A 15,353-nucleotide genomic window follows, 5' to 3' on the forward strand; every position below is an offset into this window, starting at 1 on the left:
GGATCGGGTCTCGGCCCCGTCTTCTCTACCCCGCCCGTGCGACATCAACGTCGCGATGGCTACCCCAATTCCGATGGTCGCACGCCGGGCAAGCGGGTATCCGCTGCGCACGGCGGGGCCGTCGCCGCGGCGCTCCCGACTCCCGCGCCTACCGCGTCGAGGCGGATTCATCGGGCAAAATGGCGGACATGGACAACGGTGCGGCCTCACCCCGGGTTCTGGTGGTTGACGACGACGCCGACGTGCTCGCCTCCCTCGAGCGCGGTCTTCGGCTCTCGGGTTTCGAGGTGTCGACCGCGGTGGACGGCGCCGAGGCCCTGCGCAGCGCCACCGAGACCCGGCCCGACGCGATCGTCCTCGACATCAACATGCCGGTGCTCGACGGGGTCTCCGTGGTGACCGCGCTGCGCGCCATGGACAACGACGTGCCGGTGTGCGTGCTGTCCGCCCGCAGCTCCGTCGACGACCGGGTGGCCGGGCTGGAGGCGGGCGCCGACGACTATCTGGTCAAGCCGTTCGTGCTGGCCGAGCTGGTCGCGCGGGTGCGGGCGCTGCTGCGCCGCCGCGGGTCCACGGCGACATTCTCCTCGGAGACCATCTCGGTGGGCCCGCTGGAGGTCGACATCCCCGGCCGGCGCGCCCGGGTCAACGGCGTCGACGTCGACCTGACCAAACGCGAGTTCGACCTGCTGGCGGTGCTCGCCGAGCACAAGACCGCGGTGTTGTCCCGCGCGCAGCTGCTCGAACTGGTGTGGGGCTACGACTTCGCCGCGGACACCAACGTGGTGGACGTGTTCATCGGCTATCTGCGGCGCAAGCTGGAGGCCGGCGGCGCACCGCGGCTGCTGCACACGGTGCGCGGTGTGGGGTTCGTGCTACGGACGCAGTGACAGTGACGCAGTGACGAAAGGCTCGCGGTGATGGACGGCCCGTCGCGGATCTTCGCCAGGACGCCCTCGCTGCGGACCCGGGTGGCCTTCGCGACCGCCATCGGCGCGGCGATCGTGGTGGTCATCGTCGGCACCATCGTCTGGGTCGGGATCACCAACGACCGCAAGGAGAGGCTGGACCGGCGCCTCGACGAGGCGGCGGGCTTCGCGATCCCGTTCCTGCCGCGCGGGCTCGGCGAGATTCCGTCCTCGCCCAACGACCAGGACGCGGTGATCACCGTGCGCCGCGGCGGCGAGGTGAAGTCCAACTCCGATGTGGTGCTGCCGCACCTGGACACCGACTACGCCGACACCTACGTCGACGGGGTGCGCTACCGGGTGCGCACCGTGGAGATTCGCGGCCCGGAGGGCCCGATGTCGATCGCCGTCGGCGACACCTATGACGACACCGTCGCCGACACCAACAACCTGCACCGGCGTGTGCTGGTCATCTGCGTGTTCGCCGTCGGCGCGGCCGCGCTGCTGGGGTGGCTGCTCGCCGCGTTCGCGGTGCGCCCGCTCAAGCGGCTGGCCCAGCAGACGCGGTTGATCGATGCCGGCGGGGAACCACCGGACGTGGAGATCCGCGGCGCCACCGAGGCCGTCGAGATCGCCGAGGCCATGCGCGGCATGCTGCAGCGGCTCTGGGACGAGCAGGACCGCACCAAGGAGGCCCTGGCCTCCGCCCGGGACTTCGCCGCGGTCTCCGCCCACGAACTGCGGACCCCGTTGACGGCCATGCGCACCAACCTGGAAGTGCTCGACACCCTGGACCTGCCCGACGAGCAACGCAAGGAGGTGCTGGCCGACGTGATCCGCACCCAGTCGCGGATCGAGATCACCCTCGGCGCCCTGGAGCGGCTCGCCCAGGGCGAACTGTCCACCTCCGACGACCACGTACCGGTCGACATCACCGAGCTGCTCGACCGCGCCGCCCACGACGCCACCCGGATCTACCCCGACCTGGACGTGTCGCTGGTACCCGCACCCACGGTGATCATCGTCGGGCTGCCGGCCGGGCTGCGGCTGGCCGTCGACAACGCCATCGCCAACGCCGTCAAACACGGCAACGCCACCCGGGTGCAACTCTCGGCGGTGCCGTCGCGGGCCGGCATCGAGATCGCCATCGACGACAACGGCACCGGCGTGCCGCCCGAGGAACGCGACGTCGTCTTCGAGCGCTTCTCCCGCGGCTCGACGGCCTCCCACTCCGGCTCCGGACTGGGACTGGCGCTGGTGGCCCAGCAGGCCGAGTTGCACGGGGGGACAGCGTCTCTGCAGGAGAGCCCGCTCGGCGGCGCCCGGCTGCTGCTGCGGCTGCCGGGGCCGCGTTGAGGCCGGTGCGCCAGCGCACCGCAAGCAGTCCCGTGCGCCCGCGCACCGCAAGCAGTCCCGTGCGCCCGCGCACCGCAAGCAGTCCCGTGCGCCCGCGCACCGCGAGCAGGCCGGGACGCTAGCGCACCGCGAGCAGGCCGGGACGCTAGCGCACGGCGAGCAGGTCGATCACGAAGATCAGGGTCTTGCCGGAGAGCCGGTGTCCGCCGCCGGCCGGGCCGTAGGCCAGCGCCGGCGGCACCACCAGTTTGCGGCGGCCGCCGACCCGCATACCGGGAATGCCGTCCTGCCAGCCCTGGATCAGCCCGCGCAGCGGGAACGCGATGGGCTCGTTGCGGCTCCAGGAGCTGTCGAACTCCTCCCCGGTGTCGTACTCGACCCCGAGGTAGTGCACCTGGACGGTGCTGCCCGGGGGCGCCTCGGCCCCCTCCCCCACCACGAGGTCTTCGATCACCAGCTCGGTCGGGGCCGGGCCGTCGGGGAATTCGATCTCAGGTTTGGTCGTCATCGACCGACCTTAAACCGTCGGCGGCGATTCCCGGTCGGGCACACTGGTGGCGTGGCTGAAGACAGAAAATCCACTGAGCAGGACACGCTGGCCCGCATCCACGACCTCGTGGCCGAGGAACACGAACTGCGCTCCCGGCTGCAGCGTCACGAGATCAGCGAGTCGGTCGAGCACGACAGGCTGCGCGCCGTCGAGGTCGAACTCGACCAGTGCTGGGATCTGCTGAGGCAGCGCCGGGCACTGCGGGAGACCGGCGGAGACCCGCGGCAGGCCGAGGTCCGCCCGGCCGGCGAGGTCGAGGGGTACCTGGGCTGACCGGACCCGACCGCGCCTGCGACGTCGCGATCGTCGGCGGCGGGCACAACGCCCTGGTGGCCGCGGGCTATCTGGCGCGCGCCGGCCTGCGGGTGCGGGTGCTGGAGCGCCTTCCGGCCCCCGGGGGCGCCGCGGTCTCGGCCCGCGCCTTCGACGGTGTCGACGCGCGGCTGTCGCGGTACTCGTATCTGGTCAGCCTGCTGCCCCGGCGGATCATCGAGGATCTGGGGGCCCCGATCCGGCTGGCCCGTCGCACCCATTCGTCCTACACGCCGGATCCGGTGACCGCCGGGCGCACCGGCCTGCTCGTCGGCCCCCGGAGCACCTTCGACGCGATCGGCGCCGCCGCCGACGCGCCCCGCTTCGCGGAGTTCTACCGGCGCGCCCGGCTGGTGACGGTCCCGCTGTGGCCGACACTGCTGGAGCCGCTGCCCACGCGCACGGCCGCACGTGACCGGGTGATCGGCGCGGACCCGGCGGCCGCCGGCGCCTGGCGGGCCCTGATCGACGAGCCGATCGGGCGGGCGGTGACCGCTTCCGTCGACCACGACCTGGTGCGCGGTGTGCTGGCCACCGATGCACTGATCGGCACGTTCGCCGACCTCGACGACCCGTCGCTGCGCCAGAACGTCTGTCTGCTGTACCACCTGCTGGGCGGGGGCACCGGGAACTGGGACGTCCCGGTCGGCGGGATGGGCGCGGTGACCGACGCGCTGGCCGCCGCGGCCACCGGCCACGGCGCCGACATCGTCACCGGCGCGGAGGTTCACGCCATCTCACCCGACGGCGAGGTGCGCTACCGGCAGGGCGGCGCGGACCGGGTCACCACCGCCGGCTTCGTGCTCTGCGGGGCCACCCCGACGGTGCTGGCCGACCTGCTCGGCGAGCCCGCGGAGGCACCGGCCCCGGGCGCCCAGATCAAGATCAACCTGATGCTGCGCCGGCTGCCCCGGCTGCGCGACGGCGCGGTCGGCGCCGAAGAGGCCTTCGGCGGGACCTTTCACATCAACGAGACCTGGACGCAGCTCAACGATGCCTACACCGCCGCGGCGGCCGGCCGGGTTCCCGACCCGCTGCCCTGCGAGATCTACTGCCACTCGCTGACCGACCCCAGCATCCTGTCGCCGGGTCTGCGCGCGGCCGGGGCGCACACCCTGACGGTCTTCGGGTTGCACACCCCGCACGCCCTGGTGGCCGGAACCGACGACCGCGACGGGGCACGGCGGCGGCTGACCGACGCGGCGCTGGCCTCGCTGAACTCCGTGCTCGCCGAACCCGTCGAGGAGGTGGTGATGAGCGACGCGCACGGCAGGCCCTGCGTCGAGGCCAAGACCACGCTGGACCTCGAGGACGGTCTGCGGATGACGGCGGGCAACATCTTCCACGGTGAGTTGCGGTGGCCGTTCGCCGAGGACGACGAGGAACTGAACACCCCGGCCCAGCGGTGGGGGGTGGCGACCTCGCACCGCCGGATCATGCTGTGCGGCTCGGGGTCCCGCCGCGGCGGCGCGGTCTCCGGCGTCGGTGGACACAACGCGGCGATGGCCGTGCTGGCCGAACTGGGCCGCCCCGGGCGCTAACCGGTCTTCGCGCCGGAGAGCCGCTCCAACACCGCCAGCAGAACCTTCAGGTCGTCGTCGGCGAGCGCGGCCAGGACGTCGGGAGCCGGGTCGTCGACCGCGTCGATCGCGGCGACCGCGGCGCGACCGTCCTCGGTCAGCGAGACCAGCTTGGAGCGCCGGTTGGACGGGTCGACCTCACGGACGACCAGCCCGCGCTGCTCCAGATCGTTGATCGCGACCGTTGCCGCGGGTGCGTCGATGGTGGCGTGATGGGCCACCTGCTTGACCGTCAGCGGTTCGCGCGCAAGACGTTTGAGAATGCGGATCCGGCTGAACGGCAGCCCGGTCTGCTCGACGACGGCCTTGCGCCAGCCGTCCTTGTGGTCCAGGACGAGCCTGGACAGGGCCCGCCAGACCTCGTCAGCGAGCGGATTGCGGTTCATGGCTCCTCCCGTACTCCGGCGTCGAACCCGCGATGAGCGGCGCCAACCGGTCGGCCGACCGGATGGCGCGAGACGATGTGGAGAAGATACCGAGGGCCAGGATCACCACGCCGAGGATGGCGCAGACCACCCACAGCGGCCGCGCAGCGGCCACGAAGGCGGCGTCCGGGCGGGCGATCGCGGTCGCGGCGATCGAGCCGCACAGCGCCACCCCCAGGCTCACCCCGACCTGCCGGCTCGTCGAGGCCACCGCCGAGGCGGCGCCGGCTCGGTCCAGGGGCATCCCGCTGACCGCCGCGGTGGTGATCGGCGCGTTGACCATGCTGAAGCCGATGCCGAAGATCGCGAACACCACGATCAGCTGCCACAACGGTGTGGCACCCGACAGCAGGGTCATCAGGGCGGTGGCCGCGGTGATGAGCACACCGGCGGTGACCAGCGAGGGCCGCGCCCCGTACCGGCCGACCAGTCGCCCCGACAGCGGGGAGAAGATCACCGAACCCACCGCCAGCGGGAGGTAGAGCAGCCCGGTGTGCATCGCCGAGTAGCCGCGGTAGCCCTGCAGGTACAGCGACATCATGAACAGGAAGGCACCCCAGGCGGCGAACGCGCACACCGCCATCACCGTCGCCGAGGCGAACGGGATACTCCGGAAGAAACGCAGGTCGATGAACGGGTCACGGTGGCCGGACTCGACGTAGACGAAACCCACCAGCGACACCGCCGACACGGTCAGCAACGCGAGGGTCGGCGCGGCCGTCCAGCCCACCGAGGGTGCTTCGATGAGGACGTAGACGACTCCGAAAAGCGTTGCCATTCCCAGCAACTGACCGAGGGGATCGAACGCGCGAACGGAGGAGGAGCGGCTTTCCGGCACGAACAACGCGGTCAGCACGATCGCCAGCGCACAGACCGGCAGGTTGATCCAGAACACCGAGCGCCAACCGACCGTCTCGATCAGGGCACCACCGACGATCGGGCCCAACGCCATCGAGATGCCCACCACCGCACCCCAGACGCCGATCGCCCGGGCGCGCTCCTCGCGGCCGGTGAACACCTGGGTGATGATCGACATCGCCACCGGGTTGAGCATCGACCCGCCGATGCCCTGGACGAGACGTGCGGCGATCAGCAGCTCGATGCTGGGGGCCATGCTGCACAGCAGCGAGCCGGCCGCGAACACGATCAGCCCGGCCTGGAACACGCGGCGCCGGCCGAACCGGTCACCGGCGGCACCGGCCAGCAACAGCAGCCCGGCCAGCACCAGGGTGTAGATGTCGATCACCCATTGCAGGTGCGCGGCCGACGCCGCGAACTCGCTCTGGATGGAGGGGATCGCGACGTTGACGATGGTCATGTCCATCGACGCGATGAGCAGGCTCAGACAGCACGAGGCGAGGATCACCGCCTTGCGCCGCCGACTCAACCCGACGACAGCGTCATTCACAGTCATTCACACAATAATTGTGTAACTACAACTGTCTTTCTGGCAAGTCGAGGTCAGCGTTGATCCATACCGACCGGGTCAGCGTTGACCCATGTCGACCGGGTCAGCGTTGACCCATGTCGACATAGTCGCGCTCGGTGTAGCCGGTGTAGATCTGGCGCGGCCGGCCGATCTTGTTCGGCTCGCTGTGCATCTCGCGCCAGTGCGCGATCCAGCCGGGCAACCGGCCGAGCGCGAACAGCACCGTGAACATGCGCGTCGGGAAGCCCATGGCCCGGTAGATGACCCCGGTGTAGTAGTCGACGTTCGGGTAGAGCTTGCGCTCGATGAAGAAATCGTCGGTGAGCGCGATCTCCTCCAGCGCCTTGGCGATGTCGAGCAGCTCGTCGTCGCCGCCGAGCTTGCCGAGGATCTTGTCGGCCTGTTCCTTGACGATCCGGGCCCGCGGGTCGTAGTTCTTGTAGACGCGGTGCCCGAACCCCATCAGCTTCACGCCGTCCTCGCGGTCCTTGACCTTCCGGACGAACTCCTGGACGTCCCCGCCGCTGGCGCGGATCTTCTCCAGCATCTCCAGCACCGCCTGGTTGGCGCCGCCGTGCAGCGGGCCCCACAACGCGTTGATGCCGCCGGAGATCGAGGTGAACAGGTTGGCCTGCGACGAACCCACCAACCGCACCGTCGAGGTGGAGCAGTTCTGCTCGTGGTCGGCGTGCAGGATCAGCAGCATGTCCAGCGCCCGCACGGTCTCGGGGTCGATCTGGTACGGCTCGGCGGGGAAGCCGAACGTCATCCGCAGGAAGTTCTCCACCAGCGTCAGCGAGTTGTCCGGGTAGAGGAAGGGCTGCCCCTCGGACTTCTTGTAGGCGTAGGCGGCGATGGTCGGCAGCTTGGCCAGCAACCGGATCGTCGACAGCTCGACCTGCTCGTTGTCCAACGGGTCCAGGGAATCCTGGTAGTAGGCGGACAGCGCGTTGACCGCGCTGGAGAGCACCGGCATCGGATGCGCGTTACGCGGGAAGCCGTCGAAGAACCGTTTGAGGTCCTCGTGCAGCATGGTGTGCCGCTGGATCTGGTGGGTGAACCGCTCCAGCTGCTCGGAGGTGGGCAGCTCCCCGTGGATCAACAGGTAGCTGACCTCGATGAACGTCGAATTCTCGGCCAGCTGCTCGATCGGGTAGCCCCGGTACCGCAGGATCCCGGCGTCACCGTCGATGTAGGTGATCGCCGACTTGGTGGACGCGGTGTTGACGAAGCCGCCGTCGAAGGTGGTGTAGCCGGTCTTGGCCAGCAGAGACCCCAGCGCAATGCCGTCCGACCCCTCGGTGGCTTTGACGATGTCCAGGTCGATCTCACCACCCGGGTACCCCAGGGTGGCTTTCTCTGAGTCGAGGGATGAATCTGGGGATGTACTGCTGGCCACAAGAACCCCTTCTGCGCTCGTCGGCAGCGACCGTGCTGTCCTTTCCTAGCTGAAGGTAGTCGGTCTTGCGGCGGCTCGCCTGCGGGGGGCTACCCCGGCCCGGTGGACAGACCCACGGTCAGCGCGGCGAAATCCGCGAATGCACTGTCGATCCGTTCGATCATCAGTTCAGGTCCCAGCACCGTCCCGTCGGTGTCGGCGACCAGATCTCCGCAGGCGGTGGTGATGATCGAGGACCACACCGCCGTGACCAATCGCACCTTCCGGTCCTGCGGACGGACACCGAGCCGCTCGGCCAGCAGCGCGATGTTCGTCGGCGGCCAGAACCCCGCGGCGGCGGCCTGCAGCGCCGGAGTGGAGTTGATGATCTGCAGCATGGCCACGATGTTGTTGCTCGTCAGGCCGGGCACGGTGCCGGAGGGCACGGCGTTGAGCACGTCGACGTGCACCCGCCGCAGCGCCTCCAGGGCGGGCACGCCGGCCGGGATGGTGGGCAGTCCGCGCGCGACGGCGTCGGTGAGCCCCTCCAGCAGGGTCAGGATGACCGCTTCCTTGGTGGCGAAGTAACGGCTGAAGGTGCGGGTGGACACCTCGGCCAGCGCGGCGATCTGTTCGACGGTGGTCTGCTCGTAGCCCTGCGCCAGACACAACCGCACGGCGGCGTCGATCAGCGTGGCCCGGGTACGCAACTTTTTGCGCTCCCGCAGGCCCACTGTGGTGTCGGTCAGCAGGTCGACCACATCCGCGATCCTAGCCTCCAGGGCATCGACCGGCGGGAACACGCCGTGGCGTGCCCGCCCGATCCTGTCCGAACGGCCAGGGCCGGGACCCTCAGGGCTGCAGACGCACGGGACGTCCGTCGGTGACGCGAATCCGGTTGTGCACGCGATTCTCGCGGCCCTGCCAGAACTCGACGACCTCCGGCGCGATCAGGTAGCCGCCCCAGTCCGGCGGCACCGGGACGTTCTCCACGCCGGAGAACCGCTCGGTGACCTCGGCGAGCTGGGCCATCAACGCCTCGCGTGAGGCGATCGGCTGTGACTGCCGCGACGCCCAGGCCCCCAGCTGCGAACCGCGCGGGCGTTTGGACCAGTACTCGGCGGTCTCCTCGGGGCTGACCTTGCTCACCGTCCCGCGGAGGTGGACCTGGCGGCCCAGCTGATACCAGGGGAATGTCGCCGACGCGTAGGGCGTGACGGCCAGATCCCCGCCCTTGTCCGACGAGTAGTTGGTGAAGAAGGTGATCCCGCGCTGGTCCACGCTCTTGCACAGCACCGAACGGCTCATCGGCCATCCGTCGCGGACGGTCGCCAGCACCATCGCGTTGGGTTCGGCGACCCCGGCGCGCTGGGCCTCGGCCAGCCAGGCGCGCAGCAGGTCCAGCCAGCCCACCCGTGGGTCGCCGCCCAGCCAGTCGACGTCGAGGTCCGGGCTGCCGTCCTTCTCCACCGAGCCGTATTCGACACGCATGGCCGCGAGGTCCTCGCCGCGGGGATCGCTCATCCGGCATACGCTACGCCGTCGCCGGGATCGGCCCACCCCCTTATTACCGACCGGTAGTTCCCCGCTCCGGTCGAAGTGCGACAATCCCCTCATGGCTGAGATACCGAAGGATTTCGTGCCAGGTTTGGCGGGCGTGGTGGCCTTCTCGACCGAAATCGCCGAACCGGACAAGGACGGCGGTGCCCTGCGGTATCGCGGCGTGGACATCGAGGATCTGGTCGCCCAGCGGGTGACGTTCGGCGACGTCTGGTCACTGCTCGTCGACGGCAGGTTCGGCGACGGCCTGCTGCCGGCCGAACCGTTCCCGCTGCCGATCCACACCGGCGATGTCCGCGTCGACGTCCAGGCGGGACTGGCGATGCTGGCCCCGATCTGGGGGTACAAGCCGCTGCTGGACATCGACGACGCCACCGCCCGCGACCAGCTGGCGCGCGCGTCGGTGATGGCACTGTCCTATGTGGCCCAGTCGGCCCGCGGCATCTACCAGCCCGCCGTGCCCCAGCGGGTGATCGACGAATGCACCACCGTCACTGAGCGATTCATGACGCGGTGGCAGGGTGAACCCGACCCCCGCCACGTCGAGGCGATCGACGCCTACTGGGTGTCGGCGGCCGAGCACGGGATGAACGCGTCGACGTTCACCGCCCGGGTGATCGCCTCGACCGGAGCCGATGTCGCCGCGGCGCTGTCCGGGGCGATCGGCGCCATGAGCGGTCCCCTGCACGGCGGCGCCCCCGCGCGGGTGCTGCCGATGATCGAGGACGTCGAGCGCACCGGCGACGCGCGCGCGGTGGTCAAGGGCATCCTGGACCGCAACGAGAAGCTCATGGGGTTCGGTCACCGCGTCTACCGCGCCGAGGATCCACGCGCCCGGGTGCTGCGCGCCACGGCCAAGCGCCTGCAGGCGCCGCGCTTCGAGGTGGCCGCCGCACTCGAGCAGGCCGCGCTGGCCGAGCTGCGCGAACGCCGCCCCGACCGTGCGATCGAAACGAACGTCGAGTTCTGGGCCGCGGTGATCCTGGACTTCGCCGGGGTCCCGGCGACCATGATGCCGGCGATGTTCACCTGCGGGCGCACCGCCGGCTGGTGCGCGCACATCATGGAGCAGAAGCGCCTCGGCAAGCTGGTGCGCCCGTCCGCGATCTACGTCGGGCCGGGACCGCGCAGCCCCGAGTCGGTGGCGGGCTGGGACAAGGTGGTCCGGGACTGACCGGGCCCACCATGGCCGCCACCGGGGAACCCCCCGATAAAGGCACCGAGAGAGCCACCGGGAACGCCATCGCCGTAGCGACGTTCGAGGCGGCGGCGCGCGCGTTCGCCGCGCTGGTGCACCGCATCCCGCCCGAGCGCTGGACGGCACCCGGTCTGGGCGAATGGGATCTGCGCGCGCTCGTCGGACACACCTCACGCTCGCTGAGCACCGTGCACACCTATCTTGGGGACACCGCTGCCCAGCACATGGCCGCCGACCTGCACAGCCCACAGGAGTACTACCTGCGCATCCGGACACTGTCGGCCGAGCTGGGCGCCGAGGCCATCGTGGAGCGGGGCCGACAGGCCGGCCGCGACCTCGGCGAGCACCCGGCCGCCGCGGTCGACGACCTGCTCGAGCTGGTGCTGGCCGATCTCGCCGGGGCCGCCGACCCGGTCATCACCGTGATCGGCGGCCTGCGGATCCGGTTGTCGGACTACCTGCCGACCCGCACGTTCGAGCTGGCCGTGCACGGGTTGGACATCGCCGCGGCCGCGGAGCTGGACTTCCGCCCACCCGAGGTGGTGCTGTCCGAGGCGACCGCGCTGGCCGCCCGGGTGGCGGTGGTGGGCGGTGACGGGCCGATGCTGTTGCGCGCGCTGACCGGCCGCGGCCGGATACCCCCGGACTACTCGGTGGTCTGAGCACCGGCGGGCGCCCACCGTGGCACGGCCGCACGCCGCGGGTGTCGCCGGTATCGACAGGCCGACAGGCCGCCAGTGCGGAATCGCCTGCGGCGCCGGCGGGTTCCACCCGAACCCGCTGTTCGGCGGCATTCCGCGGTTCCCGCCGGCACCGCACCGCGCGGCGCAATCCAGGCTTTACCGCCACGGCTGGACTTTCGGATCCATTCCTCGTTGACTGCGGATATGACAGTTGTCGTTGTGGGAAACCCCAAGCCCATGTCGCGCACTCGGGCGGCCGCGGAGTTGGTCGCCAAGGAGCTGACCGGATCCGAGCCCGCCCACGTCATCGACGTCGTCGACCTGGGCGCCGGGCTGCTCGGGTGGGGTGACGCGGGTGTGGCGCAGGCCAAGGAGATCGTCACCTCCGCCGACTGCCTGGTGGTCGCCTCGCCGACGTTCAAGGCCACCTACACCGGCCTGCTGAAACTGTTTCTCGACCAGTTCGGGGCCGGCGAGCTCGGCGGGGTGACCACCTTCCCGATGATGCTCGGCGGTGCGTACAACCACGCGCTCGCACCGGAATTGACCCTGCGCCCGGTGCTCGTCGAGATCGGGGCCAGCTGCCCGGCACCGGGCCTGTATCTGCTCGACTCGGACTACGAGACCTCACCGGATCTGGACAGGTGGCTTCACGTCGCGCGCCGGTTCGTCCCCGGGGCATCGGCATGATCGGGGCGAGCCAGTTCGATCAGGCGCTGTTGCGGAAGGCGTTCGGCTGCTTCCCCAGCGGCGTCACCGCGTTCTGCGGCCTGGTGGACGGCGTGGCCGAGGGGATGGCGGCAAGCTCGTTCACCACCGTTTCCCTCGATCCGCCGCTTGTCGCGGTGTGCATGGCCAACACCTCCACCACCTGGCCCAAACTTGCTTCGCTTGCGCGGCTGGGCCTTTCGGTGCTCGCCGACGCGCACACGCCCACCGCCCGGGCGTTGTCGGCCAGGGACGCAGACCGGTTCGACGGCGTCGACTGGACGGCCGCCGACAGCGGCGCGGTGTTCGTGCGCGGAGCGACGCTGTGGCTGGAGTGCGCCCCGTTCAAGTGCGTCGAGGCCGGCGATCACGAGATCGTCCTCCTCGAGATCATGGCGCTGTCGTTCAACCCCGAGATCGAACCGATGGTATTCCACCGCAGCGCTTTCCGGGAACTCGCGGCTCCCCCGCGCTGAGACGGCCGGCCCCGGCGGCCTCGGCGGGCGTGAACCACGCGCGCGTTCAGGACCCGGCGCGGGCCGGGGTGGGCCAGGGCCCCAGGCTCACCGATCCGGTGACCTGGAGACCGTAGGCGGCCAACCCGATCCGCTCGACCGGACTGTCCGTCAACAGGCGCATGGCCCGCACACCGAGATCGGCCAGCATCTGCGCCCCGATGCCATGATCGGTGACCTCCGAGGATGGACACCGCGGCGACGGCGCCGCCGCCCCGGCATGCGGCACCCGGCCGCCCTGCCGCGGGTAGCCGCGCACCAGCCCCAGGGTGCGGGCCTGCTGACCGCGCAGGTAGATCACCGCACCGCGGCCCTCGCCGGCCACCATCCGCAGGGCTCGATGGAGCCGGGGCCCGCAGTCGCAGCCCACCGAACCGAGGGCGTTTCCGATCACGCACTCCGGATGCAGCCGCACCAGCGGTGGCGCACCGTCCGTCCCGGCACCCGCCGCGGTGGGGTCTCCCATCACCAACGCGATGTGCTCGCCACCGTCGAGCAGCGACCGGAACCCGTGCGCCCGGAATTCGCCGTAGCGGGTCGGCAGCCGGGTGGAGGCCCTCAGCTCCACGAGCCGCTCGCAGCGTTGTCGGTGAGCGATCAGGTCGGCCACCGTCACCACGACCAGGCCGTGGGTGGCGGCGAAACGGCGAAGCCGGTCCCCGCGCAGGACCACCCCGTCCCCGTCGACGAGCCCGCCGGTCACCGCCACCGGGGCCAGTCCGGACAGCCGCGTCATGTCGACGGCCGCCTCGGCGTGACCGGCGCGACGCAGAACGCCGCCCTCGGCGGTTCGCAGCGGAAACACGTGCCCGGGCCGGCTCAGCTCCGCGGGCCCGGTCTCGGGATCGGCGAGCACCGAGATCGTCCGCGCCCGGTCGGCCGCGGAGATCCCGCTGGTGGTCCCGGTCCGGGCGGTCACCGACACCGCGAAGTCGACACCCCCACGGTCCTCGGTGACGGCGACCATCGGCGGCAGCAGCAGGCGGTCGAGGTCACCGGCCGGCATGGGGACACACAGGATCCCGCTGGTATGGGCCAGCATGAATGTGACGTTGCGCGGGGTCGCATGCGCTGCGGCCAGGACGAGATCCGGCGCGGCGCCGGAGTCCTCGGCATCGGCCAGCACGACCATCTCGCCGGCGCCCAGCCGGTCGATCGCGGTCTCCACCGCGCGCCCGGCCGAGCCGGAGCCCCCGGGCCGATCACCGGGCCGGTCACCGCGTGGACCACCGGGACAGGCGTTCATCGGCATTCCTCGGGAGCCGGCACACCCACCGCGTGGACACGCGCTGGCCGCAGGCCGCGGGCGGCCAGCAGCACACCCCCGGTGACGGCCGCCACCGCGGCCCCGGCCAGCAGGGCGACGCGGGTGCCCGAGACGTCGGCCAGCAGCCCGATCACCGGGTTGCCGAGGGCCCCCGTGCACAGGAAGACGATCGAGAGCAGCGCGGACACCCGGCCCCGCATCGCCGGCTCGGCGGCCACCTGGACCTGGGCGCTGGCCACGGTGACGATCATCATCACCAGCACCCCCACCAGGGCGGCGGCCACGGTGGCGGTTACCAGGGTCGGGGACAACGCCAGGGCGGTGTTGGCCACCCCGAAGGCGACCGCGAGCCAGTTCAGCGCCCGCGTCGAGCCGAACACCGGTCGCGCGCTGAGCACGGAGCCCACCACCGAGCCGACGCCGAGGGCGGCGAACAACACGGTGTAGGTCCCCTCGTCACCGGCAAGCTCACGCTGGGCGAACAGCGGCAGCAGCACCTGGTGTGCCCCCGTGCTGAACAGCCCGAGCGCGGTGAGCAGCACCAGCGGCGAGCGGATCGCCGGGGTGCGGGCGACGTAGGCCAGGCCCTGCCGCAACTGCCCGGGTTCCCGCGGCACCCGCACCCAGGGACGCAGATCCGGGCGCCGGATGCGCAGCAGCAGCGCCAGCTGCGGCACGAAGGTGACCGCGCTGAGGGCGAAACACCAGCTCATTCCCGCGGTGGTGATCACGAACGCGGTCAGCGCCGGGGTCAGCAGTTTCGCCACGGTCATCACCGTGGCGTTGAGCGCGACCGCGGCCGGCAGGACCTCGTCGGGCACCAGGTCGGCGACGAACGCACGCCGGGGCGGGTTCTCCAGCGCGGTGATCACCCCGCCTGCGGCGGACAGCAGCAGCACCACCCACGAGCTGGCCGCCCCGACCGCCACCGCCACCGCGAACACGACCGCCACGAGGCCGTTGAACACGCCGACGACCAGCAGCAGCGTGAGCCGGTGGAACCGGTCGGCCAGCACACCCGCCCACGGGCCCAGCACCAGCATCGGCGCGAACTGGGCCAGCGCGACCAGCCCCACCAGCAACCCCGAATCCGTCAGCTGCAGAACCAGCAGCCCCGCGGCGACCATCCGGGTCCAGTTGCCCAGCTGGACGATGAGCTGGCTCGCCAGAAACAGGCGCATGTTCGGGATCGCGAGCGGTCGCATGGCCGCAGACGCTGCTCTCCGATCGTTTCGGGGAGATTTCCGGAATCGGGCCGCGACGTTGCGCCGCCGGCCCACTGTGTCGCTGCCCACTCCGCCTGCACCGATACCCCGCGCACGGCCGATTCCGCCTCACCGCAAAACCACGTCCGCGGCACGCTGACCTGCACGAAGACCCTATCGACAGGCATCTATCGGGGAACCACCTGGTCAGTGCGGCGGCCGACCGGCGCAACCGGCAGGCAACGGACCGTTGATATCGGCGAAATAGCCCACGGCCAG

The 15,353-nt window shown here is 70.9% G+C and carries 16 protein-coding genes; 8 read left to right on the forward strand and 8 right to left on the reverse strand.

The features are described 5' to 3' along the window. The first annotated feature begins 179 nt into the window (after positions 1-179). Positions 180-890, forward strand: a complete 711-nt coding sequence (gene prrA / locus CSR00_RS09435; protein WP_099022135.1) for a two-component system response regulator PrrA — start codon at positions 180-182, stop codon at positions 888-890. A 30-nt stretch (positions 891-920) separates the two neighbouring features. Further along, positions 921-2,264 carry a HAMP domain-containing sensor histidine kinase gene (locus CSR00_RS09440; protein WP_099022136.1) on the forward strand — a complete coding sequence of 448 codons (1,344 nt, stop codon included), beginning with the start codon at positions 921-923 and terminating at the stop codon, positions 2,262-2,264. Positions 2,265-2,409: 145 nt separating this feature from the next. Here the strand turns inward: CSR00_RS09440 and CSR00_RS09445 are convergent, their stop codons facing one another. Next, positions 2,410-2,772, reverse strand: coding sequence for an FKBP-type peptidyl-prolyl cis-trans isomerase (locus CSR00_RS09445; RefSeq protein ID WP_099022137.1), 363 nt, complete (start codon positions 2,770-2,772; stop codon positions 2,410-2,412). 51 nt (positions 2,773-2,823) lie between these two features. Between CSR00_RS09445 and CSR00_RS09450 the strand changes: the two genes are divergently transcribed. Both CSR00_RS09450 and CSR00_RS09455 read left to right on the forward strand, forming a co-directional pair. After that, positions 2,824-3,087, forward strand: a complete 264-nt coding sequence (locus CSR00_RS09450) for a DUF2630 family protein (RefSeq protein ID WP_099022179.1) — start codon at positions 2,824-2,826, stop codon at positions 3,085-3,087. Next, complete coding sequence (locus CSR00_RS09455) at positions 3,084-4,667, forward strand: phytoene desaturase family protein (protein ID WP_099022180.1); 1,584 nt, start codon at positions 3,084-3,086, stop codon at positions 4,665-4,667. The genes CSR00_RS09450 and CSR00_RS09455 overlap by 4 nt, the downstream gene beginning before the upstream one ends. On the opposite strand, the gene CSR00_RS09460 is transcribed toward CSR00_RS09455, so the two are convergent. The 5 genes from CSR00_RS09460 to pdxH all read right to left on the reverse strand — a co-directional run bounded on the left by CSR00_RS09460 (position 4,664) and on the right by pdxH (position 9,462). Further along, positions 4,664-5,092 carry a MarR family winged helix-turn-helix transcriptional regulator gene (locus tag CSR00_RS09460; RefSeq protein WP_099022138.1) on the reverse strand — a complete coding sequence of 143 codons (429 nt, stop codon included), beginning with the start codon at positions 5,090-5,092 and terminating at the stop codon, positions 4,664-4,666. The two genes, CSR00_RS09455 and CSR00_RS09460, sit on opposite strands and share 4 nt — an antisense overlap. Next, on the reverse strand, positions 5,070-6,545 hold the full coding sequence (locus CSR00_RS09465) for an MFS transporter (protein ID WP_407662411.1): 1,476 nt from the start codon (positions 6,543-6,545) through the stop codon (positions 5,070-5,072). Before CSR00_RS09465 ends, CSR00_RS09460 begins: the two co-directional genes overlap by 23 nt. A gap of 97 nt (positions 6,546-6,642) precedes the next feature. After that, positions 6,643-7,959 carry a citrate synthase gene (locus CSR00_RS09470; RefSeq protein ID WP_099022140.1) on the reverse strand — a complete coding sequence of 439 codons (1,317 nt, stop codon included), beginning with the start codon at positions 7,957-7,959 and terminating at the stop codon, positions 6,643-6,645. A gap of 89 nt (positions 7,960-8,048) precedes the next feature. Continuing rightward, entirely contained in the window at positions 8,049-8,699 is a 651-nt protein-coding gene (locus CSR00_RS09475) for a TetR family transcriptional regulator (protein ID WP_176561981.1), read from the reverse strand. A gap of 91 nt (positions 8,700-8,790) precedes the next feature. Further along, positions 8,791-9,462 carry a pyridoxamine 5'-phosphate oxidase gene (gene pdxH / locus CSR00_RS09480; protein WP_099022142.1) on the reverse strand — a complete coding sequence of 224 codons (672 nt, stop codon included), beginning with the start codon at positions 9,460-9,462 and terminating at the stop codon, positions 8,791-8,793. A gap of 91 nt (positions 9,463-9,553) precedes the next feature. On the opposite strand from pdxH, the gene CSR00_RS09485 reads away from it, so the two are divergent. The 4 genes from CSR00_RS09485 (at position 9,554) to CSR00_RS09500 (ending at position 12,563) form a co-directional block, all read left to right on the forward strand. Continuing rightward, on the forward strand, positions 9,554-10,672 hold the full coding sequence (locus CSR00_RS09485; RefSeq protein ID WP_099022143.1) for a citrate synthase 2: 1,119 nt from the start codon (positions 9,554-9,556) through the stop codon (positions 10,670-10,672). A gap of 11 nt (positions 10,673-10,683) precedes the next feature. Beyond that, positions 10,684-11,358: a maleylpyruvate isomerase N-terminal domain-containing protein gene (locus tag CSR00_RS09490; protein ID WP_099022144.1), complete on the forward strand. Its 675-nt coding sequence runs from the start codon at positions 10,684-10,686 to the stop codon at positions 11,356-11,358. Positions 11,359-11,583: 225 nt separating this feature from the next. Further along, positions 11,584-12,069: an NADPH-dependent FMN reductase gene (locus CSR00_RS09495; RefSeq protein WP_099022145.1), complete on the forward strand. Its 486-nt coding sequence runs from the start codon at positions 11,584-11,586 to the stop codon at positions 12,067-12,069. Further along, positions 12,066-12,563, forward strand: coding sequence for a flavin reductase family protein (locus CSR00_RS09500; RefSeq protein ID WP_099022146.1), 498 nt, complete (start codon positions 12,066-12,068; stop codon positions 12,561-12,563). Before CSR00_RS09495 ends, CSR00_RS09500 begins: the two co-directional genes overlap by 4 nt. Before the next feature lie 46 nt (positions 12,564-12,609). Here CSR00_RS09500 and CSR00_RS09505 read toward each other — a convergent pair whose 3' ends face one another. Further along, entirely contained in the window at positions 12,610-13,848 is a 1,239-nt protein-coding gene (locus CSR00_RS09505; protein WP_099022181.1) for a 3,4-dihydroxy-2-butanone-4-phosphate synthase, read from the reverse strand. Further along, positions 13,845-15,074, reverse strand: a complete 1,230-nt coding sequence (locus CSR00_RS09510; protein ID WP_099022147.1) for an MFS transporter — start codon at positions 15,072-15,074, stop codon at positions 13,845-13,847. Before CSR00_RS09510 ends, CSR00_RS09505 begins: the two co-directional genes overlap by 4 nt. Positions 15,075-15,353: the final 279 nt, after the last annotated feature.

Source organism: Mycolicibacterium palauense (assembly GCF_002592005.1).
Lineage (GTDB): Bacteria > Actinomycetota > Actinomycetes > Mycobacteriales > Mycobacteriaceae > Mycobacterium > Mycobacterium palauense.